The following is a 25014-nucleotide window of genomic DNA, read 5'->3' as shown; positions in this document are numbered from 1 at the left end:
TTTTAAGTGGACCTTAATGACCTGGCGCTAAAGCCTGATTTTGTTTTTGAAGTCTGCGTTTTTTTCTGCTTGGCATTTTTTCATGCAGATATTGGAAAATCACATACATCACAGGGATAATGAAGATCCCGAAAATTACTCCGGTTAGCATTCCCCCCACAGTACTGATACCGATAGAGTGGTTACCCTTTGCGGAAGCTCCCTGTGTCCAAACCAATGGAAGCATACCAATGATAAAGGCAAATGAGGTCATTAAGATAGGTCTTAAACGTAATCTTGAAGCCTGAAGAGCCGACTCGATCAATGTTTTTCCCGCTTTTCTCCTCTGAACAGCAAATTCTACAATAAGAATCGCATTTTTCGCCAGTAATCCCACGAGCATGATCAGTCCCACCTGTACATAAATGTTATTATCTATTCCCGCTAACCCTGTGAAGGCAAACACTCCGAATATCCCCGTCGGAACGGTAAGGATAATCGCAAAAGGAAGAATATAGCTTTCATACTGTGCTGCCAATAGGAAGTAAACAAATAAAATACTCAACATGAAGATGAAAGCAGTTTGTCCGCTGGTTTTGATCTCTTCACGGGTAATACCTGTCCATTCATATCCATATCCACGCGGAAGAGACTGTTTAGCGACTTCTTCCACAGCTTTAATCGCGTCACCGGTACTGTATCCTGGTTTTGGAGTTCCGTTAATGGTTACCGCATTGAATAAGTTATTTCTTGTTACGGTTTCCGGTCCGAAAGTCCTTTTCAAGGTTACTAATGTTTTGGTAGGAACCATTTCTCCCTGTTTGTTTTTAACATAAATTCCCTCTAAAGAATTGATGTCTGTACGATAAGGAATATCAGCCTGTGCCATTACTCTGTAGTACTTACCGAATCTGTTGAAATCCGAAACGAAGCTACTACCGAAATAAATCTGCATGGTCTGCATCAGATCCGTAACAGATACACCCAGCTGGTTTGCTTTATCCGCATCCACTTCTATAGTGTATTGTGGATTTCCTGCAGCATAAGTGGTGAAGGCAAATGCAATTTCTTTACGTTTCATCAGCTCACCAATGAACGCCTGGGTATTAGCTCCCAACTGTTCAAAAGATCCGTTGGTTTTATCCTGTAACATAAACTCAAATCCACTTACGTTACCGAAACCTTGAATTGTAGGGAAGTTAAAGAAGAATGCGCTAGCATCTTTTACCTGGCTCACTTTTCCCGTTAACCCGGCAGCAATCTGATCCGGATCTTTTACATCACCTCTTTTGTCAATATCTTTTAATTTGATAAATCCGGCAGAGTAAGGAGAAGCATTCGCATTACTGATAAAGTTTACTCCATCCGCTACCCATAAGTGGTTGGTTGCTTTTTCTCCGTTTACGATTTTATCAATTTGTTTTGTTGCACGTTGGGTTCTGTCCAATGAACTTCCCGGAGGAGTGTTTACCGCATATAAAACAAAACCTTGGTCTTCTGTTGGAATAAATCCTGACGGTGCCTTTTTAATTAAGATAACACTTGCTGCAATTAATACGGCTAATCCACCTACAGCTACCCATTTATTTTTAATTAAAAATTTAAGGCTATAGATATATTTTTGAGTCATGTTATTGAAGCTGGTATTGAATGCATTGAAGAATTTTGCACCAAATCCTTTTTTCTCATGACCATGCTCTCCATCCTGTGGATCTTTTAAGAAAAGAGCACATAAAGCAGGACTTAATGTTAATGCATTTACAGCTGAAATAAGGATCGCAATTACCAAAGTGAAAGCGAACTGTCTGTAGAAGACCCCAGCAGGTCCCTGCATGAAACCAACAGGAATAAATACAGCACACATTACTAAAGTAATGGAAATGATCGCTCCTGAAATTTCACTCATCGAGTTTACCGTTGCGTTTTCCACAGGCATTCCTGTATGTTCCATCTTGGAATGGACTGCTTCTACCACCACAATGGCATCATCCACCACAATACCAATCGCAAGAATTAAGGCAAACAGAGTAAGCATGTTAATACTGAATCCGAATAACTGCAGGAAGAAGAAGGTACCAATAATAGCTACCGGAACCGCAATCGCCGGGATTAACGTAGATCTGAAATCCTGAAGGAAGATATAAACTACGATAAATACAAGGATAAACGCAATCACTAATGTTTCCACCACCTGATCAATAGAAGCATCCAGGAAGTCTTTGGAATTATACATAATAATTGGATTGACTCCTTTCGGCAGTGTAGTTTTAAGCTCGTCTACCTGCTTTTCAATTTCAGTAAGAATCTCATTCGCGTTAGAACCTGCAGTCTGCAAAATTGCGAAACCTGCTACAGGTTTTCCGTCCACCCTGTTGGTTGCTGTATATGTATAAGAGCCGAATTCTACTCTTGCAACATCTTTTAATCTCAGGAAGGAACCATCATCATTTGCCTTAATAGCTATGTTTTCATAATCCGCATTCTTGTTCAGTTTTCCTTTATATTTAAGGATATATTCGTAAGTTTCCTTACTTCCCTGGCCAAGACGTCCCGGAGCAGCTTCAAGGTTGTGATCTTTAATAGCTGTCATTACCTCTTGCGGAGATAAATTATTAGCTGCCAGACGATCCGGTTTCAGCCATATACGCATGGAATAATCCTGTGTACCAAATACCTGTGCCTGTGCAACCCCCGGAATACGTTGTATCTGCGGAATTACATTGATCTTAAGGTAGTTTTGTAAAAACAGTTCGTCATATTGTTTCGGATCATCACTGGATAATCCCATAAACATGATCATACTGTTCTGTACTTTCTGAGTTGATATTCCGGCCTGAACCACTTCCTGAGGAAGCTGGCTCATTGCCTTTGATACCCTGTTCTGAACGTTTACCGCAGCATTGTCAGGATCTGAGCCCTGTTTGAAATAAACGCTCAAAGTCATCGATCCGTCGTTACTTGAATTGGAAGTCATGTAGGTCATATTTTCAACCCCGTTCACCGCTTCCTCAATAGGGACAGCGACAGAACGTGCTACCACTTCCGCATTGGCACCCGGATAAAAGGCCGTTACCTGAACGGTAGGAGGCGCGATATCCGGAAATAATGTAATCGGAAGATTGAAAACCGACAGTATTCCCAGTAATAGTAATATTATGGAGATGACCGTAGAGAGCACTGGTCTTTCTATAAATTGTTTTAACATAAGAAGTTTATTTTTTTAAGTCTTCTGTAATGGTACAGGTATTTACAAAGGTTTTGATTTGAACAAGCTGTCAGAAGATACTGCTTTCGGTTGTATCGTAGCACCATCTTTTAAGCTTCCAAGACCTTGATATACAATCTTGTCACCTACAGAAATTCCGTCGGAAATGAAGTAATAGCTTTCTGTTTTTCCAGAAATAGTGATTGGTTTGCTCGTTACTTTTTTGTCTTTTCCAACGACATATACATATGTTTTATCCTGAATCTCAAATGTAGATTCCTGTGGAATAACCACAATATTGGTAAGAAGCTGAGGCATACGCACTCTTCCTGTATTTCCCGTTCTTAGCGCCCCCTGAGGGTTTGGGAATACCGCACGTACACTGATTGCTCCCGTACTTTTATCGAACTGACCGTCTACAATGCTCATTTTTCCTTTTTCAGAATAGATGGTGTTGTCAGCGATTACCAATTCTACCATCGGCATATTTTTCAGTTTTTCTTCCAGAGACGCACCCGGGTATTTCTTTTGAAAAGCGATAAAATCAAGTTCACTTAGAGAAAAATACGCATATATTTCGCTGATGTCGGATAATAAAGTTAAAGGGTTTGGGTCTGTTCTTGAAATTAAACTTCCTTTTTTATAAGGAATTCTTCCAATATAACCACTTACCGGTGCTGTGATTGTTGTAAATCCTACATTGATTCTCGCATTTCCTACCGATGCCTGAGCCTGTGATGCGGCTGCAACAGCGGCTGCATAATTGGCTTTTGCTGTTTTAAGCTGTACATCAGATACCACTTTCGCAGCTACTAACGGCTGAAGGCGGTCTACTTCTACTTTGGCTTTCTGAATATTAGCATTAGCCGCCTGTAAATTGGCCTGTGCCATATTCATTTGTTCACCATAAGCTCTTGAATCGATTTTGAACAGGGGCTGGCCTGCTCTTACGAAGGCTCCTTCTTCTACATATATTTTATCCAGGTAACCATCCACCTGTGATCTGATTTCCACATTGTTTTTTCCTTCCAATGCAGTCGGGAATTCCTGATATGTTGTAGCTGGAGAAGTAATTACAGTATAAACCGGTAATTCTGGTGCAGGAGGGGCCTGATTCGAATTTTCTGCGGCCTTACTGCAGTTCTGTAAAAGGATAATACTTGTTATAAGTAATAAGATCCTCATTGTTCCAGGTATTTTCATTAAAATTTAATTTGTTTTGTTAAGCGTTTGAAAATTTAATAATGTTGTTTTTTTTAATAATTCGTGTTATTTTTTCTAACGGTGTTAATGATAAGTTTAAAAAAAATTACAGAATTATTAATACTAGAATTAGATCGTCATTTCCATAATCATAAAGTTTTTAATGTTGTTTTTAAGTATATAAAGGTGAGGTGTATCGCGTTAATTTTACTAACAGTGTTAATGTTCAGGGTTGAATTTATGATTGTATTATCGTTAAATCCTTTGAAGTTCTTAATGCTAATTTTGTTTAAAAATCCAATTTAATTGTGCTATTTTTCCTAACAGTGTTAAGGTTTGGTTCAAAAAAAATTTACAAAGACTTAATAAAAGCTGCCACTGTTTCATCCAGGGTAGTTTTGTTCATTGTGGCAGGAATATCAGAATTACGCATCATCATAATTGATATTAAACCATGTACCGCAGAAAACAAAGCATGTGACATATGGCATGCATTATCCGGATTAGATCCGTTTTTCTTAATAATATTGTATGTACAGTCGTAGATCATATCCTGGAAAGAAGAAAATTCTTCCTTCATTTGCCCTTTACCACTGCATTGCATTCCCAATCCAAACATTAACTGGTAATATTCTTTATTTTTAAAAGCAAATTTCCAATATGTATCTACAATGGCAGTAAGCTGCTCTTCAGGACTGTCATATTTTTTCTGAGCTTTTACCAATTCTTTGTGTAAAAGTTTAAACCCATTTAAAGAAATCTCAAATAAAATAGCTTCTTTATTTTCAAAGTAATCATAAACAACCGGAGCACTGTATTCAATCGCGTCAGCTATTTTCCTAATGGAAAGTGAAGCCCAGCCCTCTGTTTTTGCCAAAGTGAATGCCTCCTGCAAAATGTTTGCACGGATAGACTCCTTTTCTCTTTGACGGCGTTCATATAATCCCATGATATTTTTTTACTAACAGCGTTAGCAAAACTACGAATATTAACTTGTAACTTCCAAATAATATTGAATAATATTTTTATTTTAACATTTAACTGAACTTTATAAAAACCTGAATTGCCAAATCATAAAAGAAATTTTATCTTTGTAGGCAAAGAAATAAAGGATATGAATACTCCCTCAAATATGTTGGCATTAGGAACAAGAGCTCCGTTTTTTGAACTTCCTAACCCGTCAAAAAGTAATGAAATTCAGTCATTGGATGATCTGAAAGGAGAAAAAGGAACGTTGGTGATCTTTATGTGCAACCATTGTCCGTTTGTTTTGCATGTAATCGATAAGATTAATGAGCTGTATGAAGACTATCAGGAAAAGGGGATTGAGTTTATAGCTATAAATGCAAACGACATTGAAAAGTATCCCGCAGATTCTCCTGAAAAAATGATCGAGTTCCAGATTGAAAGAAAATTTGATTTTCCTTATTTATATGATGAAAGTCAAAGTATTGCTAAGGCTTATGATGCAGCATGTACTCCGGATTTTTATTTCTTTGATGATAAACTGGATCTTGTTTACAGAGGCCAGATGGATGACTCAAGACCTGGAAATCACAAAGATGTTACAGGTGAAGACCTGATCATTGCTTTTGAAAACCTTCTGTTGGGAGAACCACAGGAAGAGATTCAAAGACCGAGCATGGGATGTAACATTAAATGGAAATAATTATTGAATTGAAATAGAGATTGAAATTCAAACCTGAATTTTTTATATTTTCTTTTCAACCTATTATAATAATAAGATAGTAAAGCTGTTCCTTTTTGGAATGGCTTTTTTATTTGTGTAAGTATAAATATCTAAAAAGATTTCTGAACTACTTTTAGAGGTGGGTCCACGCTCTCAATCTTCTCATGTGAAGAATTCCTGATAAACTCTGAAGGTGTTTGCTCGGTGTATTTTTTGAACATCCTGTTAAAATAAGTTACATTGTTGAAACCACAGCTGTAACAGCATTCCGAAATGCTTTTATCCTGAACCATCAGCAGGCAGGCTTTGTTAATACGGTAACGGTTGACAAACTCTGTAAAAGTAATTTGTGTAGCTTTTTTGAAGAAATTGCAAAATGCCGGAAGCGTAAGATTGGCAAGCTTTGCGACGTCTTCTATATTGATGTCCTTATCGTAGTGATGTTCCACATAGGTGAATATATTTTCAAGCCTGGCCTTATTTTTTGAAATGATTGTGTAAGGCATAATCTCTTTATTGAGCAGATTATAATCCTTACGGGTAGAAAGATCAAAAAGAATATCAAGCAAAAGCAGATATCTTTTATAGCCTTCAGTTTCCAGCATTTTTTTCAGCTTAGGCAGTAATGCATTTTTTGTAGCCGGGCTGAAATGAATTCCATATTTGGAAAGCTCCAGTAAGTTTTTAACAGAGCGTGCTTCTATTTCCTGTTCAGGGAATTGTAATATCTCTTCACGGAACTGAAGGACTATTTCCTCATGCGGATCAATGGAATTCAGACCAAATCCGGAATGGGGAATATTCGAACCTATCAGTACCAGATCTCCATTTGAATAATTGCTTTTGTGATAGCCTACGTGCCGGGTTCCACTCCCGGAAATTACGCACACCAATTCAATTTCGGGATGGTAGTGGTATTCCCATTTAAATTCAGAAATGGGGGAGTTATTATGTAATGTGCGAAAGGAGCTTTTCTCGTTAGGTAAAACTCTTTCAAAGCTAACTTTCATTAGATTAATGATATTTATGGTATAAAAATAATAATTATATTAATATAGTTCAAATATATATTTACTATGTTAAATTAACGTTAAGGCAAATGCTTCTATCTTAGCCAACAAGAAATTAATTTAATGCGAAATTTCAACATAAAGGCTATTCTGTTTTTAAACTATTTTGTTTTTGCCATTCTTCTGAACTCAGTAGGAACGGTGATCCTGCAGGTCCAGCAGAATTTCGGGATTTCAAAATCCTCAGCGAGTGTTTTGGAGGGTTTTAAAGATCTGCCTATTGCTATCTGCTCCTTTATTCTTGCTTCATTCTTACCCAAAATCGGAATTAAAAATTCCATGCTGATTGCTCTTTTTCTGGTTAGTGGGATGTGCTTTATCATGCCTTTTTCAAATGCATTCTGGTTTTTCAAATTGTTATTTGCCATTGTAGGAGTTTCCTTTGCATTGATTAAAATTTCAGTTTTTACATCCATCGGGCTTGTGACCAATACTGATAAAGAACATTCCAGTTTTATGGGTTTTCTAGAAGGCTTTTTCATGATCGGTGTATTAGCGGGAAATGTACTTTTTAGTTTATTTATTGATGATCATAATCCAAGATCCACACATTGGCTTAATGTATATTGGGTCCTGGGTGCATTGTCTGCTCTGTCGTTTTTGTTTTTATTCTTCTCAAGGTTAAATGAGAGGGAAGCCAGAAGTGAAACGACAGATTTACTAGGAGATATTAAGAATAGTATAAGCTTATTCAGTTACAAAAAAGTATTGTTTTTTCTTGTGTGTGCTTTTCTGTTTGTCTTAGTGGAGCAGAGCTTTCAAACCTGGACACCCACTTTTTATAAGGAGATTCTCAGATTACCCACTTCTATGAGTATACAGGCAGGGGCTGTTTTAGCCGGAGCATTTGCATTGGGAAGGTTTTTATCGGGTTTCTTTTCCAAGAAATTCAGCTGGATTTATGTTGTGTCATTTTGTGTGATAGGTTTTGCCGTAAGCTTGCTATTTGTTTTACCCTTAACCCATAACATTGAAATCAGTACAGGTACAACATGGTTCAATGCCCCGGTTGTAGTCTATCTGTTTCCCCTTATGGGAGGTCTGTTGGCTCCGATCTACCCGAGTATCAATTCTGTTATTTTAGCATCCATACCTAAATATTTGCATAGTGCGATGTCCGGGCTTATTGTTGTTTTTTCCGCAATTGGAGGAACGATAGGTTCGATCATCACCGGTTTTGTATTTCAGGAATTCAGCGGGCAGCGTGCTTTTTATCTTTCATTGATACCACTCTCACTGTTGATCATATCAGCTGTTATTATGAATAAATTAAAAATAAACCCTAAAAAATAGAATGAATACACAACTTTATATCAGGGATATCCAGGCACTTTTTGATGATGTCCAAAGATCAAGGATCTTTGAAGATCAAAAGATGATGACAGATGCAGTGCCTTTATTTCCTGTCGCAGAAATCAACGAGAAATATGAAAAGGAAAGAGTTGCACCAGATTTTGATCTTAAAGCTTTTGTACTTTCCAACTTTGATTTTTTAGGTGCCACAGTATCTATCCAACGGGAGGATCATTTGCCGATTGATCAGCATATAGAAAAACTATGGGATGAGCTTACCAGGACAGCTTATGAAGAAAGAGGAACACTTTTAAAGCTTCCAAAACCTTATATCGTTCCGGGAGGGCGGTTCAATGAGTTTTTTTATTGGGATAGTTATTTCATTATGCTTGGATTGCAGGTTTCAGGAAGGGTTGAAATGATGAGAAATATCGTTGAGAACTGTTCTTATCTAATTCAAAATATAGGATTTGTTCCTAATGCGAGCAGGACCCATTTCTTAAGCCGTTCGCAGCCCCCTTACTTTTCATTGATGCTTGATCTGCTTGCAGAGAGTACAGGGGATGAGAATGTTTATATCGAATATTATGATACCCTTGAAAAAGAATATGAGTTCTGGATGGATGGGGAAGAAGGTTTAAACAATGATACCCAAAGCAAAAGGGTGTTGAAAACCGACAATGGTGATATCCTGAACAGATATTATGATGCTGAAAATACACCCCGTCCCGAGAGTTACCTGATCGATATTGAAGATCATGAAAATGCTACGGGAGAAGAGTTTTACAGAAACATCAGAAGTGGCTGTGAGTCTGGATGGGATTTTTCCAGCAGATGGTTTTCAGACGGGGAAACCATACAAAGTATAGAAACCCTGAACATCTCGCAGGTAGATGTTAATTGCCTTTTGTGGCATCTTGAAAAAACTTTGGTGAAAGCTTCAGGTCTTAAACATTTTAAAGAAAAAGAAAAATATTTCAGTGAAAGGGCAGCAAAAAGGAGACAGGTAATTGATACATATTTCTGGGATCAGGATGCCCGGACTTATAAAGATTATCATATTAAGAAACACAAAAATACAGTGTCCGAACATATTGCTGCTCTTTATCCATTATTTTTAGGTCTGGCCAGCGATGAACAGGCAAAGGCGGTTTCCGAAATTATCGCTGAAAAATTCCTTTACAAAGGCGGTCTCGTTACGACAACAAAACGTTCCGGCCAACAATGGGATCTACCCAATGCCTGGGCACCTTACCAATGGCTTGGATTTGTTTCGATGAAAAATTATGGATTTACACAATTAGCTAATGATATAAAAAACAACTGGTGCTCTAATGTCGAGAGAGTTTATGCGAATACAGGTAAACTTATGGAAAAATATAATGCATTAGACAATGAAGCGATAGCCGGAGGAGGAGAGTACCCTAATCAGGATGGATTTGGTTGGACAAACGGAGTCTATTTAAAATTAAAACAATAATTAAATTCTATATGGGCATGAAAAAAAAATCAATCTTTTTACTCGCAGGAGTCGCTACGCTATATTTTAATAATGCGTATGCACAGGAAACGGTTAAGGATTCCACCAGAACAGGATCTATTGATCAGGTAGTTATCACGGGTAATGCAAACCCGAAAAAGAAAATAGAATCAAGTACGGCAATTTCTACGTTCAGTGCAAAAGAAATCCAAAAACAAAATCCTATCAGTGCAGCGGCATTGCTGCAGCGTGTTCCGGGTTTTGCTGTTGAAACTTCTGGGGGGGAAGTGGGAAATAACCTTTTCGCAAGAGGAATTCCTTCTGCCGGAGCATACGAATTTGTTCAGGTACAGGAAGATGGATTACCGGTTTTTGAAGATGGAGCTTTGCAGTTTGCCAATGCCGACAACTTCTTCCGGGTTGACAATTCTGTAAACCGACTGGAAGCATTAAGAGGAGGTTCGGGATCAATTTATGCTAACAATTCTCCCGGTGGGCTAATCAACTTTATTACAAGAGAAGGAACCAATGATTTCCGGGGAAGTGCTAAACTAGAAACAAGTACTTATGGATTAATGCGTACTGATGTAAACGTAGGTGGCGCTTTGGTACAGGATAAATTGTTCTTTAATATCGGAGGGTTTTACAGAACGGACAGCGGAATCAGGAAAACAGGGTTTAAGGCCAATGACGGGGGACAGATCAGGATGAACTTAAAATATGTATTTGATAAAGGATACGCAAAAGTGTATTATAAGAAACTTGATGACAGAAATACCTTTTTCTTACCGATTCCTTTAGTACAGAATGGAAATGACCTGAAAGAATTTCCTGGCTTCGATGCTAATTACGGGACATACAGTTACCGATCCATCAGCCAGCTGAATATTCCACAGCCCGGAGGAGGTTTCTTCAGAAGAAATCTGGAAGACGGAATTCATCCGAAAGTAGATGTCGTAGGCGCTGAATTCAAATATGATCTTGGAAACAATTTTACCGTTTTGAACAAGACACGATATACGAATATCAATATGAATTATACCGGTATATTTCCTGCGGGAGCACCTCAACAGGCAGGCGCTTTTGCCAACAGCAACGGAATTGCGGGAAATAATTATCAATATTCTCTGGTAAGCAACGGGGCTCTTGTAAATCCGCAGTATGTGCAGAAGCTAGGATTCTGGGCGATTGATAAGCAGATGAATAATTTTGTCAATGATTTACAGTTCAATTATAAATTTGATAAAGGAAATGTAACGGCCGGATTTTATAAATCAAACTGGAAGTCTCATCAATACTGGAACTGGAGCAATATTTTGACCACAGCCACAGACAGGCCTCAGCTTCTTAATCTGGTAGATACCTCATTGAGCCCTACTGATGTAGGATATTCTAAAACTTATAACGGGGTTACAGATATGTCTTTTCTTGTGAGGGATTCTCAAATCCAGGGAAGTTTGAATGATGTTTACTTAAATCTGGATTATAATATTACAGATAATTTAAGCTTTAACGGAGGAATTCGTTACAGCCGTGATTATTATAAAGGATATGGAGTAAATACAACAACAGCAAATCTGAATAATTCTGGATTAACGACAGATGGAACTCATAGTTTTGCTACTACGACAGCCGATGACAATATGTCTGTACTGGGAAATAAATACAAATACTGGAATTATGATGTTAACAGAGTATCTTTTACAGTAGCTTCCAACTATAAGATCAATAAAGAAAATGCGGTTTATGCCCGCTTCTCAAATGGGTTCAGATCTCCTAATGAAGAATCATATTATAACAATATGGCAGACCTGAGCCAGATCAAACCGGTACAAACCAATCAATTGGAAATTGGATATAAGTATTACACCCGTACATTCGACATTGGAGTTATCCCGTTTTATTCAACTCTGAAAAACCTTTCTTTTACAGATGTATATTCTGACGGAACTTCAGAAAATAAATTTGCAAATACAACAAACATTGGAGTAGAGCTTGAAGGATTTGCCAGATTATTCAATAACCTTTTGGAATTATCATTCAATGGAACTTTCCAAAACCCGAAATACAAGGATTTCACAGGAAGAAATGCCGATGGATCAACATTTGATTACGATGGTAACCAGGTAAGAAGGATTCCCAAATTCTATTTTAATATTTCCCCTGCCGTTAATATTACGAAGCAGTGGAGAGCATATGTGAGCTATAATTATTATGGAAAGCGTTTCCAGGATGAGGCGAACAGTGATAAAAATATTTTGCCTTCATTCAGTGAGGTAGGGGCAGGAACCTCCTATCAGTTAGGTAATATCCGTTTTGCAGTTGACGGAACCAATATTTTTAATACCATAGGTATTACTGAAGGAGATCCAAGATCTCCGCTTACAGGAACCGGAGATATAAGAATGGCAAGACCGATCATGGGTGCTGCAGTGAGAGCATCTGTAACATTTGATTTCTAGATCTATTTCTTATATATGTAAAAACCGTCAGACCAGTCTGACGGTTTTTTTATTGAGTGTTATGACTAAAATCTTGAAAAATAAGGTATTGCTAATCTTATTTCAAAAAGGGATTATATTGTTTTTCAAAACCAATAGTCGTTGGATTTCCGTGACCTGAAAAAACCTGGGTCTCATCATCCAATATAAAAAGTTTGGTTTTAATTCCGTTGATCAGCTGTTCGTAATTTCCTTTGTACAGATCTGTTCTTCCAATACTTCCTTCAAACAAAACATCTCCGGAAATCATAAATTTCTGTTTTTCGTTGTGGAAAACAATGCTTCCGGGAGAATGCCCGGGAACATGATAGATTTTGAATTTTTCACCATCAAAGTCCAGTTCGTCGCCATCATTGATATATTGAACCTCTACTTTTACAGGGTCAATATTAATTCCAAACCTCATTCCGCTCATCTGAATCATATCCAGAATTTCCTGATCCTGCTGATGCATATGTACGGGAAGGTTAAACGTGTCATATGCCCACTGCAAACCAAAAACATGGTCAATATGGGCATGGGTGAGAAGTATTTTTTGAATTTTTAGGTCGTTATCCTTAATGAAATTACTGATAAGGTTGGTTTCCTGCTCATTCATGTTTCCCGGATCAATTAACCAGGCATTTTTATGTTCATTATATAGGATGTAGGTGTTTTCGCTTGCAAAGTTGAATACAAAGGCTTGGATCTTCAGCATATTCTGATTGTTTTTTTATCCAAAAATACGATATTCCTAAGAAAGTGGTGATTTTTCGTTATCTTCGTCATAATGAAAACATTGCGACTACTTTTACTTTCTTTAGGGGGATGGGTGTTCGGACAGAACATCCAGAGCATTCAGCTTTTTAATCCCCAAACCAATGATGAAACTCCTGTGATCAATTTTAATCAGACATTGGTTCTTAGTTTTGATGATCTTACAAATGCCAGTGAGATCTACAGATATACCATAAAACACTATGACCGCAACTGGAATGATGATAATCTTTTTTTTACGGAAATTGCTAATGGAAGTCTTAATGGCTTATTGGATAAATTTGAATATTCATTCAATACGCTTCAGGCTTATACCCACTATAAACTCGTGTTTCCTAATGATAAAATACAACCGAAGATCTCCGGAAATTTTGAACTGATTGTGTACAAAGATTCTGCGGATAAACCTCTTTTTAAAAGAAGGTTTTATTTGGTTGAAGACAATGTTTCCCTGGCCTTAAATGTATCGAGGATCACTGATAAAAACCCGAACATCAATCAAAGGGTAGAGGTGCAGGCGTTAGCAAAAGGAAATGATCTGTCGTCAAATGTAAATTCAATGACATTGAATGTCATGCAGAATAACAATCCCAATGTGGCTGTTAATAATCTGAAGCCGAGCTCCACTCTTGGGAATAAATTACTTTTCCAACAAATGAGCCTCACGTTCCCCGGGAATAATGAGTTTTATTATTTTGATAATAAAAACATGAATATGGCTGCTGACATGGTTCGAGCTACGGAAGTAAAAGACGGAGTGAATCAAACATACTTGCATCCCGTATGGGCTTTTCCTTTGAATTACCAATACCAGCCTGATGTAAACGGAGCTTATTACTTCAGGAGAAATGACCTGGGGCTTGAAAGAAATGCAGAAAGGGAAGCGGATTATTCATGGGTATATTTCTCTTTGGACTCAGATCCTGTAGACAAGGAAATTTATGTATTGGGAGGTTTCAATAATTTTATGCCCAGCAAACTGAATCAAATGCAATATGATGCTGCGGCTAAGAAATATGTGGCGAAGATCTTTCTTAAACAAGGCTTTTATAACTACATTCTCGCAACAAAAGAGAGTAATGGAACCTTAAATTTTGGTGAAATCAACGGAAACTTCTGGCAAACAGAGAATCTATATCAGGCATTTCTATATTATGCTCCTTTTGGAAGAAATTATGATGGTCTGATGGGGTATGGAGAGTTCAGAACCCCAATCGGAAAATAATTTATATTAAAAATTTAATCAAATAGCATATAATACCTCTACGGTTAAAAAATTGGCCATCTCATTTGAGATGGCTATTTTTTTTTAAAAAACCATTTGTAGATAAGGATTTTTAAGAAATTTCACTAATATTTTACCAAGCAATTAATATGCATAGCATAGCAAAAAAATATTTCACTTGTGCATGATTTTTAACTTAATTTATTAATAAAAAAGAAGTTATGATTTGAAATAATAATTAATTAATTTTTTTTTATTGAAAAAACACATTGTATTTTATTTATGGATTTACCATATAAATTGATTTTTTTTCAATGGTTTATTTTTTTTATTGTAAAAAGTCTATAAATTCGCTAGACCATTTAATAAATATTTTTATGAAAACAAAATTTATCTTAGTGGCAAGTATTGCCGCTTGCTCTTTCGTATTTGGGCAGGACAAACCGTCAAAACTGATTTCCGGTAAAAACGGGTTACACGCAGAGTTTTTAAGATTTGATAAAAATGGGCCTTCTTTTCAGGGAAGTCCGGTTTTGTTTGATGAAGCTTCTCAAAGGTATATCCCAGCTGAAGCCAAAAAACTCGGCACAGAAAAGGACAGGTTGGGATTTGAAACCCATAGATTCCAACAAACTGTTAATAACATTCCTGTAGAATATGGAACAATAGCTGTTCAGACCAAGGGTGGAAAAATTGTAGGAGAATCTGGAAAATGGATTCTTAAAGTTCCTGAGAAGATTGAAAAAAGTACGAATATTTCCGAGGATATAGCATTGCAAAATGCATTATCATTTGTGGGAGCGGATTCGTACAAATGGCAGAATAAGGAGGAAGAGGATTTTATTAAAAAAGAATCCAATGATCCTAACGCAAGCTTTGCCCCAAAGGCAGAGTTGGTTTATTACTCAGATCCTACTGATGAAAAGCTTCGTGATTTGAAATTAGCCTATAAGTTTGATATTTATGCGGAAAAGCCATTGAGCAGACAGTATGTTTTTGTAGACGCTAAGAACGGGAAGGTCCTGGGAACTGATGCAATAATTCATGATGTGAACGCTCCGGGAACTGCTACTACAGGGTATAGCGGAAACCGAAGTATTGTTGCAGATTCGTATAATGGAAGTTACAGATTGAGAGAAACCGGAAGAAATGCAGGGAGTGGTGCAGGGACTGCTGTAGAAACGTATAATTTAAAGAAAGGAACTAATTATTCTGCTGCTGTAGATTTTACGGATACTGATAACAATTGGAATAATGTAAATGCCAATAAAGACCAGTACGCTACTGATGCCCACTGGGGAGCAGAAGCAACTTTAGACTACTTGTACACAAAATTTAACAGAAAAAGTATTGACAACAATAATTTTGCTATAAAATCTTATGTTCACTATTCTACCAATTATACAAATGCATTTTGGGACGGATCCAGAATGACATATGGTGATGGCGCCTCTAATACCACTGGCGGATTGCCACTAACTGCTCTGGATGTTTGTGGGCACGAAATTACCCATGGAATGACTTCTAAAACTGCAAACCTTGCCTACCAAAGGGAGTCAGGTGCGTTAAATGAAGGTTTCTCAGATGTATTTGGAAATTCAATAGAATTATGGGCGAGACCTTCACAGGCAAGCTGGAAATTAGGAGAAGATTTCAATTATGTCATTAGAGATATGTCTAATCCTAATGCTTACCGTCAGCCTGATACGTATAAAGGAACGTATTGGAAAGATGCGAGCAGCTCTTGTACTCCTCAGGGAAATCCTAATTTACCTGGATATAACGACTATTGTGGAGTACATACCAATTCAGGAGTTCTTAACTTTTGGTATTACTTGTTAGTAACCGGTGGTTCAGGAACTAATGATAACGGTTTTGCATACAATGTTTCAGGAATAGGATTGGATAAAGCGGGAGCTATTGCTTACAGAACATTGACTTCTTATCTTACTTCTTCATCTACTTATGCCAATGCAAGAACTTCTTCATTACAAGCTGCAGCAGATCTTTATGGTACAGGTAGTAATGAAGTTACTCAGGTAACCAATGCCTGGAATGCCGTAGGAGTTGGAGGTGGTACTTCCTCTGCAGGACGTGCTGTTGCTGAGCCAAATACTTCGCTATACACCATTAGTCCAAATCCGGCGACTGATAAATTTACAGTAATATTTGAAGGTAAAGCAGGAAAAGGAGTTGTTGAGGTAGTAAGCTTAACAGGTAAGAAAGAAATTTCTGAAAAAGTAGAGCTTACAGACGGGGTTAATAAACTTGGTTTACAGATTCCATCTACAATGCTTCCTGGAGTATATGTTGTAGTGGTTAATGGCCAGAAAGCTGGGAATTTAATCAAAAAATAATCTTAATATATTTAATTACAGAAAGGACATAAGAATTTCTTATGTCCTTTCTTTTATTGTATTGATCTGAATTTTATACGAAATAGAACTCATTCAGTTTTTCTTCACATAGCGTTTTTACCACTTCAATCCATCGATCTTCATCATTTAAACACGGTATATAATGGAAGTTTTCTCCACCGCCATGTAAAAACTGTTCTTTGCCTTCTACTGAAATTTCTTCCAGGGTTTCAAGACAATCTGAAACGAATGCCGGGCAAACAATAGCCAGATTTTTGACTCCTTTTTTAGGGATTGTTTCTAACGTTTCATCGGTATAAGGTTCTATCCACTTATCCTTTCCCAGTCTGGACTGAAATGAAACAATGGTTTTTTCTTTGGGTAATCCCATTTTTGCAATAACAGTTTCAGTGGTCTTATAGCACTGATGTCTGTAGCAACGGGCATTATGGGCTTCTATTGTACTGTTAATGCAGTTGGAATCATCGATCTTACACGTGTGGGAAGGGTCTGTTTTATAGATATGTCTTTCCGGAACTCCATGATATGAAAACTGCAAGGCATCGAAATTTTCAGGAAGTTTTTCCTTGATACTTTCTGCTAGGCAGTTGATATAAATATCTCTATCGTAAAAAGGCTGGATATAATTGATTTTTACAGTCGGGAAAGTTTTCTTTCTTACTTCTTCTGCCTTTTCAATCACCGTTTCCGTCGTACTCATAGCATATTGGGGATACAATGGGAAAAGAACAATTTCGGAAACTCCCTGATCAACCAGTTTTTGAATTCCGGCTTCGATACTCGGCTGTGCATATCGCATTCCGATTTCCACAGGAACGTCAACCAGCTTCTGTAACTTCTTCTGAATCTTCTCAGTGATCACTATCAATGGTGAACCTTCATCTGTCCATACGGTTTTGTAAGCTTCAGCAGATTTGGCCGGTCTTGTATTGAGTATAATACCACGCACAAGGAGAGCTCTGAAAATCCAGCGATAATCTATAACCCTTTCGTCCATTAAAAACTCATCAAGATATTCCTTTACATCGTTTACAGCTGTAGATTTGGGAGAACCAAGATTTACAAGTAAAATTCCTTTTTTAGCCAATTTTTTTATTTTAATTATGAAAAATAGAGTTTTCGAAACTGATCATCAATTTTGATATCATCGCAAAGGTATTATTTTCAATGTTACCATTTTCATCAAATTTACCTTTGATCCCTTTTATAAGGAGTTGATGATCACTCTCCGTTGCAGCACCGAGTGTTCTTAAAATCAGTAAAAGTTCTTCATGTGCTTTTTCTCCCTGAGCCGAAGCTGTAATAACAGCCACAGGTTTTTCAGAAAAGATCGTAGTTGATACACACCATTCCAGAAGGTTTTTTAATCTGCTTGGAATACTGAAAATATATTCCGGTGTAGAAAATAATACACCTGCAGAACCTTTAATATCTTCTCTGATCTTTAAAATTTCTACAGGTGTATTATGATCCGTTTGTTGCGTGTCAAAATGAGGAAAAATGGAAAGATCGTCGTAAATCTCGAAATCAATGCTGCTCGTTTTAATGGCTTGCTGTATAAGTTTCCAATTACTTGAGTTCTTTGTGGCACTACCAATGATTACTACGATTTTCTTTCCTCCAGACATCAATTATCCATTTACAGCTTCCACTCTTTCTACTAAATCAGGAACGAATTGTTTTAAAATATTTTCGATTCCGTTTTTTAGGGTAGCAGTAGAACTTGGACATCCTGAACATGCACCCTGTAACAGCATTTTCGCTGTTTTGTTGGCTTCGTCATATTCCATTAATGAAATTTTCCCGCCATCATTTTCCACTGCCGGTGCAACGTATTCATTTAATATATCAGAGATTTTCTGTTCATCATCCGTATAATCCCTGTTGATGATTTTTTCTACCGGATTCTCGTGCTTCTGAGGTTCAAGGTTTGAAATCTCACCCCCGTTCTGAAGATATTCAGCAATAAGCCCGCGTACAGCCATCATAACCTGATGCCATTCTACAGAATCGTTTCTTGTTACTGCAACGAAATTATCAGAGATAAATACTTCTTTAGCAAAATCAAATTCCTTAAAGATAGCCTGAGCTAAAGGAACTCCATCAGCTTCAGTTCTTGATTTAACCTCTACAAAACCATCCAGTAATAATTTGCTGGAAACAAATTTCATCACATTAGGATTAGGAGTCATCTCTGCATAGATCTGATACATTTCCTTTTTCTTCTGAAGGTAAACCCTTGGGTTAGCAAGCAATTCATCTTCAATTACATTTTTCAGACTTTCAGCAACATGCTCCCACTCTACAGTATCTTGTTTTGCAACAGCCACAAAATTAGCCGTAATGAAAATTCTCTCTACAAAAGGGTAGTTGAAAAGTTCCTGAGCAATAGGAATTTCTGAAATATCTGAACTTCTGTCCAATTCAAGAGACCCGGGAATCAAATTGTAATCAGCAACAAATTTCATCACTTTTGGGTTTTCTGTTGGCTCTATAAGTATCTTACGCATTTTTTCGTTAAATTTGAGATACAAAAATACGCAATTAGAAATTAGGAGGGAGAAGGAAGAAGTTAGATTTTTGCTATCACTGTAATTTAAAAATAGTGATTGCTTCACCTGATTTCAGAAGTTACTCATTTTCAAAATATCAAATTAACAATATGGCACTTATAAAAGAACTTTTGGGCAAAGCACCACAAATAGGGGAAAATACTTTTCTGGCAGAAACGGCAACTATCATTGGAGATGTTACTATGGGAAAAGAATGCAGTGTATGGTATAATGCAGTAATACGGGGAGATGTTAACTACATAAAAATGGGGGATAAGGTAAATGTCCAGGATAACGTCATGCTACACTGTACATATGAAAAATATCCACTGGTTATAGGAAATAACGTTTCTATAGGGCATAACGCCATTGTGCACGGATGTACGGTTCAGGATAACGTTCTGATCGGAATGGGAGCAATTGTGATGGATGACTGCCTTGTGGAAGAAAATTCAATAATTGGTGCAGGATCGGTTGTTACTCAGGGAACGCATATTAAATCCGGAGAAGTATGGGGTGGTGTACCGGCCAGGAAAATAAAAGATATTTCCTCCCAGTTGCTTGAAGGAGAGGTTAACAGGATTGCCGATAATTATGTGAAGTATTCCTCATGGTATAAGGGATAAGATTAAAAATATGATATAAAAAAATGCTCTGTCATCTGACAGAGCATTTTTTTATCCTTAGTAAAAACTCCTGTTCGTGTATATAAAAATATTGTTTTATTGTCCTTCAAATATGAGCTCGGCTTTTCCATTCTTGCATTTTATGCCCTTGGGTTCCGCAATTACAGAACAATCCGAAGTAATCCCGTATTTGGTATTAAACTCTGCTTCTTTTTTATTGTAGCCTTCTATTAAAGGTAAAATCTGCTCTTCTGAAACCTTAGGATAAGCAATGTAAAATTTAGGACCACCACAAGCTTTTGCTCCCATCGGTGCTATTTTCCAGTCATCAGGATTACTGCATTTTTCCTTGGCAATTTCTGATTCTACTACTGCTTTTGCTTTTTCCAATTGAACCTCATCATATTTCTTGCTGTTTTCATCAGCGGGTCTTTCTGAAATATCTTTAGGTAAATTATCTGTCATATTTTTTGTGCCACAAGAAGCCAAAGCCATTGCTATACATAGTGATATCACAGAAATCTTAGCGGGTACTTTTCCCATATTAGTTTTTATCTTTAAAAAACGAACTCAAAAGTTATGCCACAAGAGCGATTTCAAATTCATTTTCCGTAATTTTGAAGACGATGAACAATCATTTTTTTGACATAATAGAGCACACCAACAGAAGTGTTTTCCTCACTGGAAAAGCAGGAACAGGTAAAACAACTTTTCTGAATGATTTTGTAAAAAGGACCAAGAAGAAGCACATTGTGATAGCACCTACAGGGATTGCTGCCATTAATGCAGGTGGAGTTACCATTCATTCCATGTTTGGGCTGCCATTACGAACATTTTTACCTACCACAGAAAGAATCGATGGAAGTTTAGCAAATAATATTGCTGATCTGATGCCTCATTTTAAGTACCGTAAGGATAAACTCAAGCTTTTAAGGGAAATAGAAATTATCATCATCGATGAGGTCTCGATGCTCAGGGCTGATGTCCTGGACATGATGGACTTTTCTCTAAGATTTGTCAGAAGAAACAATCAAAGATTCGGAGGGGTTCAGATGCTGTTCATTGGAGACTTGTATCAGCTTCCGCCGGTGGTAAGAGATGAACATATTCTGAAGATGTATTATCAGTCTCCGTTCTTTTTCGATAGCCTTGCAATCAAGGAAATTCCTTTGATTACTATTGAATTGACAAAAGTCTACCGTCAGTCCGATCAGGAATTCCTGGAAATCCTGAATGCTATCCGGGATGGCGATATCGCCAATATTGATTTTGAACATCTTAATGAGAGGTATGACCCCGATTTCGAAACGGGACAGGATTCATATGTCTACCTGTGTTCTCACAATAAAATGGCAGATGAGATCAATCAGAAAAAACTTGCAGAAATAAAAGTTGATCCCAGCACTTATGAAGCGAAACTCTTTGGGGAATTTAAAGAAAACCAGTTTCCGAATGATCAGTTTCTGGAGCTGAAGATAGGAGCTCAGATTATGTTTATCAGAAATGATATTTCTCCTGAGAAGAAATATTTTAATGGAAAGCTCGGGGAAATTGTGGGACTGGATGAAAATGAGATTCGTGTAGCTTTAGAAGGAAGTGAAAGAGAAATCGTCGTCAAAAGAGAAGTATGGGAACAGAAGAAATATTTCCTGGATACTGATAAAAATATTAAAGAGGAGGTTTTAGGAAGCTTTGAGCAATTTCCTATAAAACTGGCATGGGCGGTTACCATTCACAAAAGCCAGGGATTAACCTTTGATAAGGTAATTATTGATGCCGGGAAAAGTTTTACGGCAGGTCAGGTGTATGTTGCATTATCACGATGCAGGACGTTGGAGGGGATTGTTTTAAAATCAAAAATTACTCCTGAAGTCATATTTAAAGATACGAGGATACTTCAATTCCAGGGCGACACTTTTGCTAATGATCATGTAGAAGATATTTTAAATAGAGAAAAATACGATTACAGTATTAAAAAAGTGCTTCGTACAATTGATAGTTTATGGTTTCTGAAAGAAGTTGAAGAATGGAATAAGCTGTCTGTCACTACAAAAAATATTGATCATGTAAAAACCAACCAGCTCTATCTTCAGCTAAAGCATGAAATCGTTCAGCTTGGAAAGATTTTTGGAAAACTGGAAAGGGTATTAACTCAAAAAATAGAGCTTCTTCTTGATAAGAAAGAGGAATGGTCTGAAATTGAAAATAAGGCAAAAGGGGCTGTTAATTTCTTTTTTATCGAGATACGCGACAAGGTTTTTAATCCTTTGAAAGATTTTTATGCTGAAATAAAAGGAGCAAAAGGGCTTAAGCAATATAACGAAGAATTTAAAGACTGGCTGGAAGATATTGAAGAATACCTGAATAGCCTGAAAGATATTCATTTGCTGGATACTAAACTTCTGGATGAGAAAAACAACCAGGAGGTCAGCCTGAAAATTGCCAAAGTTCCATCTCAGGTGCTTACCTTTCAACTATTTGAGCAAGGAAAAACAATTGGTGAAATCTCACTGGAAAGAGGGCTTGTAAAAGAAACCGTTATCGGGCACCTGGCGAAATTTGCAGAACAGGGTTTACTGGATATCTCCAGAGTCATTACTTCAGATAAGATTAAAGCTTTTGAAAAAGAATTTTACCAGAAACCGCACGAGACATTGACGGAATGGAAGAATGCTTTGCCGAATGATTTTGAATTTAATGAAATAAGAATTCTTATCAACCACTATAATTACAAAAAGGAAAAGAATTCCTAAGAATTCTTTTCCTGTCTATAGCATATTGAAAATTAAGGATACATTGCATTGATCGTATTGATGTCTCCTGTCGTAAAGCCTGTCCTGTTGTAGGTGAAATTGGTATTATCCGCTTTTTTAATGGTAGGTAATCCATTTTTAGAATACGAGGTTGGCCAGTACATCATCACTGAATTAATATTGAAAGGCCCGATATCTGTTCCTGAATTATAAATATTGAAATTGTAAGCTTGTCCGCTTTGGATATTATCCCATTGGATGCTTACATATTGATCCCGGTCTTTACGGCAGTGCTCATGATAAAGCCCTACAGTATGTCCCATTTCATGGATCACTGACGCCGTAGAAATATTCTGATCCAATGAGATGTTTTGTTTACCTCCCTGGTATCCGATATGGGCCCACCCGTCATATCCGGAAGAGCTTCCGAAAATAAATTCTACATAATTGGATTGATTGGTACGGGGAATCCATTGGGTATTGGTTTTTGTATTATACTCATTGACTGCAGAAGTAATCTTATTTGCATTAATAGACCCCATATTGCTGGCTACGGTATAATAAATTTTGCCATTCGGCCACCTTGACAAAGTTGCTCCACCTTTATTTGCAGAATTATCTTCCGCTAATTGTTTATCGGATAACACGATGTCTCCCTGGAAAAAATTCATTCCATTCTTTCTCTCGTAGGTAATAGCCTGTCCTCCTAATTTGCCCTGTTTAATGTTAGCTGAATTGAAAGCATCAGTGTGTGCTTCCGTCATCATTTCTTCATTGTTTTTACTGCATGATGTAAGAATCAAGGCAACAATCAGGCTGATTGATAGATTTCTTTTGGTTAACATTCTGCTTAAGAATGTTTTTTCAAATCGTTTTTTCATAATAATATTTTTTGTGGTATTAAACTATGATCCAATATGATAGGATCATATACAAATTTAATATTTTATTTCTCTTATATATGATTTATTTGTATGGATGCAATATAAATTTTACTGATTGTTGATTTTTTTGATACTACAGACTTTTAAAAAGAGGATTTGGAAAAGTATTTTTCGATCTCATTTTTAGAAATACATAAGAAGTCCGGATAAGGATTTTTAATAGTTTTTGCCTGAAATAGGTCATCAGACTTATCAATTACAAAAAGTAACTAATGCAGTTTTTATGTGGTAAATTTGTATGTTTTTAAATCTCAATTTATAATTACGAAATTGGCAAAGGAGGTTTTGGATCTTCTTTAGAAAATAATGATCATCTATGAAAAATTTTGAAATATCTGTTTTGGATCTTGCTCCGGTAAAGCAGGGAAAAAGCATCCACGATACCTTTCAGGACAGTCTGTCCCTGGCAAATTATGCTGAAAATATCAATTATAAAAGATTTTGGCTGGCAGAGCACCATAATATGGCAAGCATAGCCAGTTCGGCTACCTCTGTTCTTATTGGTTTCATTGCAAATGGAACCCAAAAAATAAGAGTAGGATCGGGAGGGGTTATGCTTCCCAATCACAGTTCACTGGTCATCGCCGAACAATTCGGGACACTTGAGTCTTTATTCCCAGGCAGGATTGATCTTGGGCTTGGAAGGGCTCCCGGAACGGATGGCATTACCGCCCAGGCACTGGGAAGGAATCCTGCAATTATCAACGAACAATTTCCCAGACAGATTCTGGAACTGCAAAGATATTTTTCCAAAGAAAATTCCAACTCTTTAGTTCGTGCAATTCCTGGTGAGGGACTGGATATTCCATTGTATATCCTGGGTTCGAGTACTGACAGTGCGTGGCTTGCAGCAGAATTGGGCCTTCCATATGCTTTTGCGGGACATTTTGCCCCTGAACAGATGGAAATGGCTTTCAGTATTTACAGAGAACATTTTGAGCCATCCAAACAGCTTGACAAGCCTTATATTATGGCCTGTGTGAATGGAACTGCCGCAGAAACTTCAGAAGAGGCTCATCAGCTTTCTACCACATTATTTCAGGCATTTCTTAATATTATCAGAAATGATAGAAAGCCATTTGCTCCTCCTGTGGCGGATATGGATGATATATGGTCGCCTATGGAAAAATCGGCTGTGCTACAGAAATTGAGATACAGTTTTATCGGGGATCAATCTGAAATTGAAAAAAAATTAAAAGACTTCCAGGAAAAATTCAATGTAGACGAGCTTATCATCAATTCTCATATTTATGATCATCAGAAAAGACTTGATTCTTACGGGATTTTCAGAAAAGCTATGGACTCTTTAATCATAAAATAACAAACCATTTATATTAATTGGCGATGCCTTTTTTTATG

At 37.1% G+C, this 25014-nt stretch carries 19 protein-coding genes; 9 read left to right on the top strand and 10 right to left on the bottom strand.

Annotated features, from left to right (window positions below; translation table 11 throughout):
* Window positions 1-13 precede the first annotated feature (13 nt).
* From AC0INN_RS16310 to AC0INN_RS16300, 3 genes are all read right to left on the bottom strand, one after another.
* Window positions 14-3184 carry an efflux RND transporter permease subunit gene (locus AC0INN_RS16310; protein ID WP_273649332.1) on the bottom strand — a complete coding sequence of 1057 codons (3171 nt, stop codon included), beginning with the start codon at window positions 3182-3184 and terminating at the stop codon, window positions 14-16.
* Between the two features lie 42 nt (window positions 3185-3226).
* On the bottom strand, window positions 3227-4387 hold the full coding sequence (locus tag AC0INN_RS16305) for an efflux RND transporter periplasmic adaptor subunit (RefSeq protein ID WP_172280332.1): 1161 nt from the start codon (window positions 4385-4387) through the stop codon (window positions 3227-3229).
* Between the two features lie 352 nt (window positions 4388-4739).
* A complete protein-coding gene (locus AC0INN_RS16300; protein WP_306614095.1) occupies window positions 4740-5336 on the bottom strand; it encodes a TetR/AcrR family transcriptional regulator in 597 nt (198 codons plus the stop codon).
* A gap of 165 nt (window positions 5337-5501) precedes the next feature.
* Here AC0INN_RS16300 and AC0INN_RS16295 point away from each other — a divergent pair, with 165 nt between their 5' ends.
* Complete coding sequence (locus AC0INN_RS16295; RefSeq protein WP_172280328.1) at window positions 5502-6056, top strand: thioredoxin family protein; 555 nt, start codon at window positions 5502-5504, stop codon at window positions 6054-6056.
* A gap of 131 nt (window positions 6057-6187) precedes the next feature.
* Here AC0INN_RS16295 and AC0INN_RS16290 read toward each other — a convergent pair whose 3' ends face one another.
* Entirely contained in the window at window positions 6188-7087 is a 900-nt protein-coding gene (locus tag AC0INN_RS16290; protein WP_172280326.1) for an AraC family transcriptional regulator, read from the bottom strand.
* A gap of 123 nt (window positions 7088-7210) precedes the next feature.
* Here AC0INN_RS16290 and AC0INN_RS16285 point away from each other — a divergent pair, with 123 nt between their 5' ends.
* Genes AC0INN_RS16285 through AC0INN_RS16275 form a run of 3 tightly spaced genes read left to right on the top strand, consistent with a single transcriptional unit; the run spans window position 7211 to window position 12382 of the window.
* Window positions 7211-8440 (top strand): MFS transporter, encoded by a 1230-nt coding sequence (locus AC0INN_RS16285; protein WP_273649327.1) that lies wholly within the window; start codon window positions 7211-7213, stop codon window positions 8438-8440.
* 1 nt (window position 8441) lies between these two features.
* Entirely contained in the window at window positions 8442-9920 is a 1479-nt protein-coding gene (locus AC0INN_RS16280; RefSeq protein ID WP_306614091.1) for a trehalase family glycosidase, read from the top strand.
* Between the two features lie 17 nt (window positions 9921-9937).
* Window positions 9938-12382 (top strand): TonB-dependent receptor, encoded by a 2445-nt coding sequence (locus tag AC0INN_RS16275; RefSeq protein ID WP_306614089.1) that lies wholly within the window; start codon window positions 9938-9940, stop codon window positions 12380-12382.
* A gap of 97 nt (window positions 12383-12479) precedes the next feature.
* Here the strand turns inward: AC0INN_RS16275 and AC0INN_RS16270 are convergent, their stop codons facing one another.
* The gene (locus tag AC0INN_RS16270) at window positions 12480-13118 is read right to left on the bottom strand and encodes an MBL fold metallo-hydrolase (protein WP_306614087.1); all 639 of its coding nucleotides are present in this window, start codon (window positions 13116-13118) and stop codon (window positions 12480-12482) included.
* A gap of 72 nt (window positions 13119-13190) precedes the next feature.
* On the opposite strand from AC0INN_RS16270, the gene AC0INN_RS16265 reads away from it, so the two are divergent.
* Both AC0INN_RS16265 and AC0INN_RS16260 read left to right on the top strand, forming a co-directional pair.
* Complete coding sequence (locus AC0INN_RS16265) at window positions 13191-14402, top strand: type IX secretion system plug protein (protein ID WP_273649320.1); 1212 nt, start codon at window positions 13191-13193, stop codon at window positions 14400-14402.
* Window positions 14403-14779: 377 nt separating this feature from the next.
* Entirely contained in the window at window positions 14780-16759 is a 1980-nt protein-coding gene (locus AC0INN_RS16260) for a M4 family metallopeptidase (RefSeq protein ID WP_273649318.1), read from the top strand.
* Window positions 16760-16832: 73 nt separating this feature from the next.
* Here the strand turns inward: AC0INN_RS16260 and hemH are convergent, their stop codons facing one another.
* The 3 genes from hemH to AC0INN_RS16245 are packed head-to-tail and all read right to left on the bottom strand — an operon-like array spanning window position 16833 to window position 19290.
* On the bottom strand, window positions 16833-17867 hold the full coding sequence (gene hemH, locus AC0INN_RS16255; protein ID WP_273649316.1) for a ferrochelatase: 1035 nt from the start codon (window positions 17865-17867) through the stop codon (window positions 16833-16835).
* Between the two features lie 10 nt (window positions 17868-17877).
* Window positions 17878-18408: an NADPH-dependent FMN reductase gene (locus AC0INN_RS16250; RefSeq protein ID WP_273649314.1), complete on the bottom strand. Its 531-nt coding sequence runs from the start codon at window positions 18406-18408 to the stop codon at window positions 17878-17880.
* Between the two features lie 3 nt (window positions 18409-18411).
* Window positions 18412-19290 carry a NifU family protein gene (locus AC0INN_RS16245; RefSeq protein ID WP_172280310.1) on the bottom strand — a complete coding sequence of 293 codons (879 nt, stop codon included), beginning with the start codon at window positions 19288-19290 and terminating at the stop codon, window positions 18412-18414.
* A gap of 152 nt (window positions 19291-19442) precedes the next feature.
* Between AC0INN_RS16245 and AC0INN_RS16240 the strand changes: the two genes are divergently transcribed.
* On the top strand, window positions 19443-19958 hold the full coding sequence (locus AC0INN_RS16240) for a gamma carbonic anhydrase family protein (RefSeq protein ID WP_273649313.1): 516 nt from the start codon (window positions 19443-19445) through the stop codon (window positions 19956-19958).
* A gap of 96 nt (window positions 19959-20054) precedes the next feature.
* Here AC0INN_RS16240 and AC0INN_RS16235 read toward each other — a convergent pair whose 3' ends face one another.
* Window positions 20055-20501 carry a hypothetical protein gene (locus AC0INN_RS16235; RefSeq protein ID WP_273649312.1) on the bottom strand — a complete coding sequence of 149 codons (447 nt, stop codon included), beginning with the start codon at window positions 20499-20501 and terminating at the stop codon, window positions 20055-20057.
* Window positions 20502-20584: 83 nt separating this feature from the next.
* On the opposite strand from AC0INN_RS16235, the gene AC0INN_RS16230 reads away from it, so the two are divergent.
* Entirely contained in the window at window positions 20585-22711 is a 2127-nt protein-coding gene (locus AC0INN_RS16230; RefSeq protein WP_306614085.1) for a helix-turn-helix domain-containing protein, read from the top strand.
* Window positions 22712-22743: 32 nt separating this feature from the next.
* Here the strand turns inward: AC0INN_RS16230 and AC0INN_RS16225 are convergent, their stop codons facing one another.
* Window positions 22744-23592 carry a M12 family metallopeptidase gene (locus tag AC0INN_RS16225; RefSeq protein ID WP_306614084.1) on the bottom strand — a complete coding sequence of 283 codons (849 nt, stop codon included), beginning with the start codon at window positions 23590-23592 and terminating at the stop codon, window positions 22744-22746.
* 379 nt (window positions 23593-23971) lie between these two features.
* Between AC0INN_RS16225 and AC0INN_RS16220 the strand changes: the two genes are divergently transcribed.
* Window positions 23972-24976, top strand: a complete 1005-nt coding sequence (locus tag AC0INN_RS16220) for an LLM class flavin-dependent oxidoreductase (RefSeq protein WP_172280299.1) — start codon at window positions 23972-23974, stop codon at window positions 24974-24976.
* The last annotated feature ends 38 nt before the right edge of the window (window positions 24977-25014 follow it).

The organism is Chryseobacterium subflavum (genome assembly GCF_055762745.1).
This window is presented reverse-complemented; position numbering and strand designations above follow the sequence as displayed.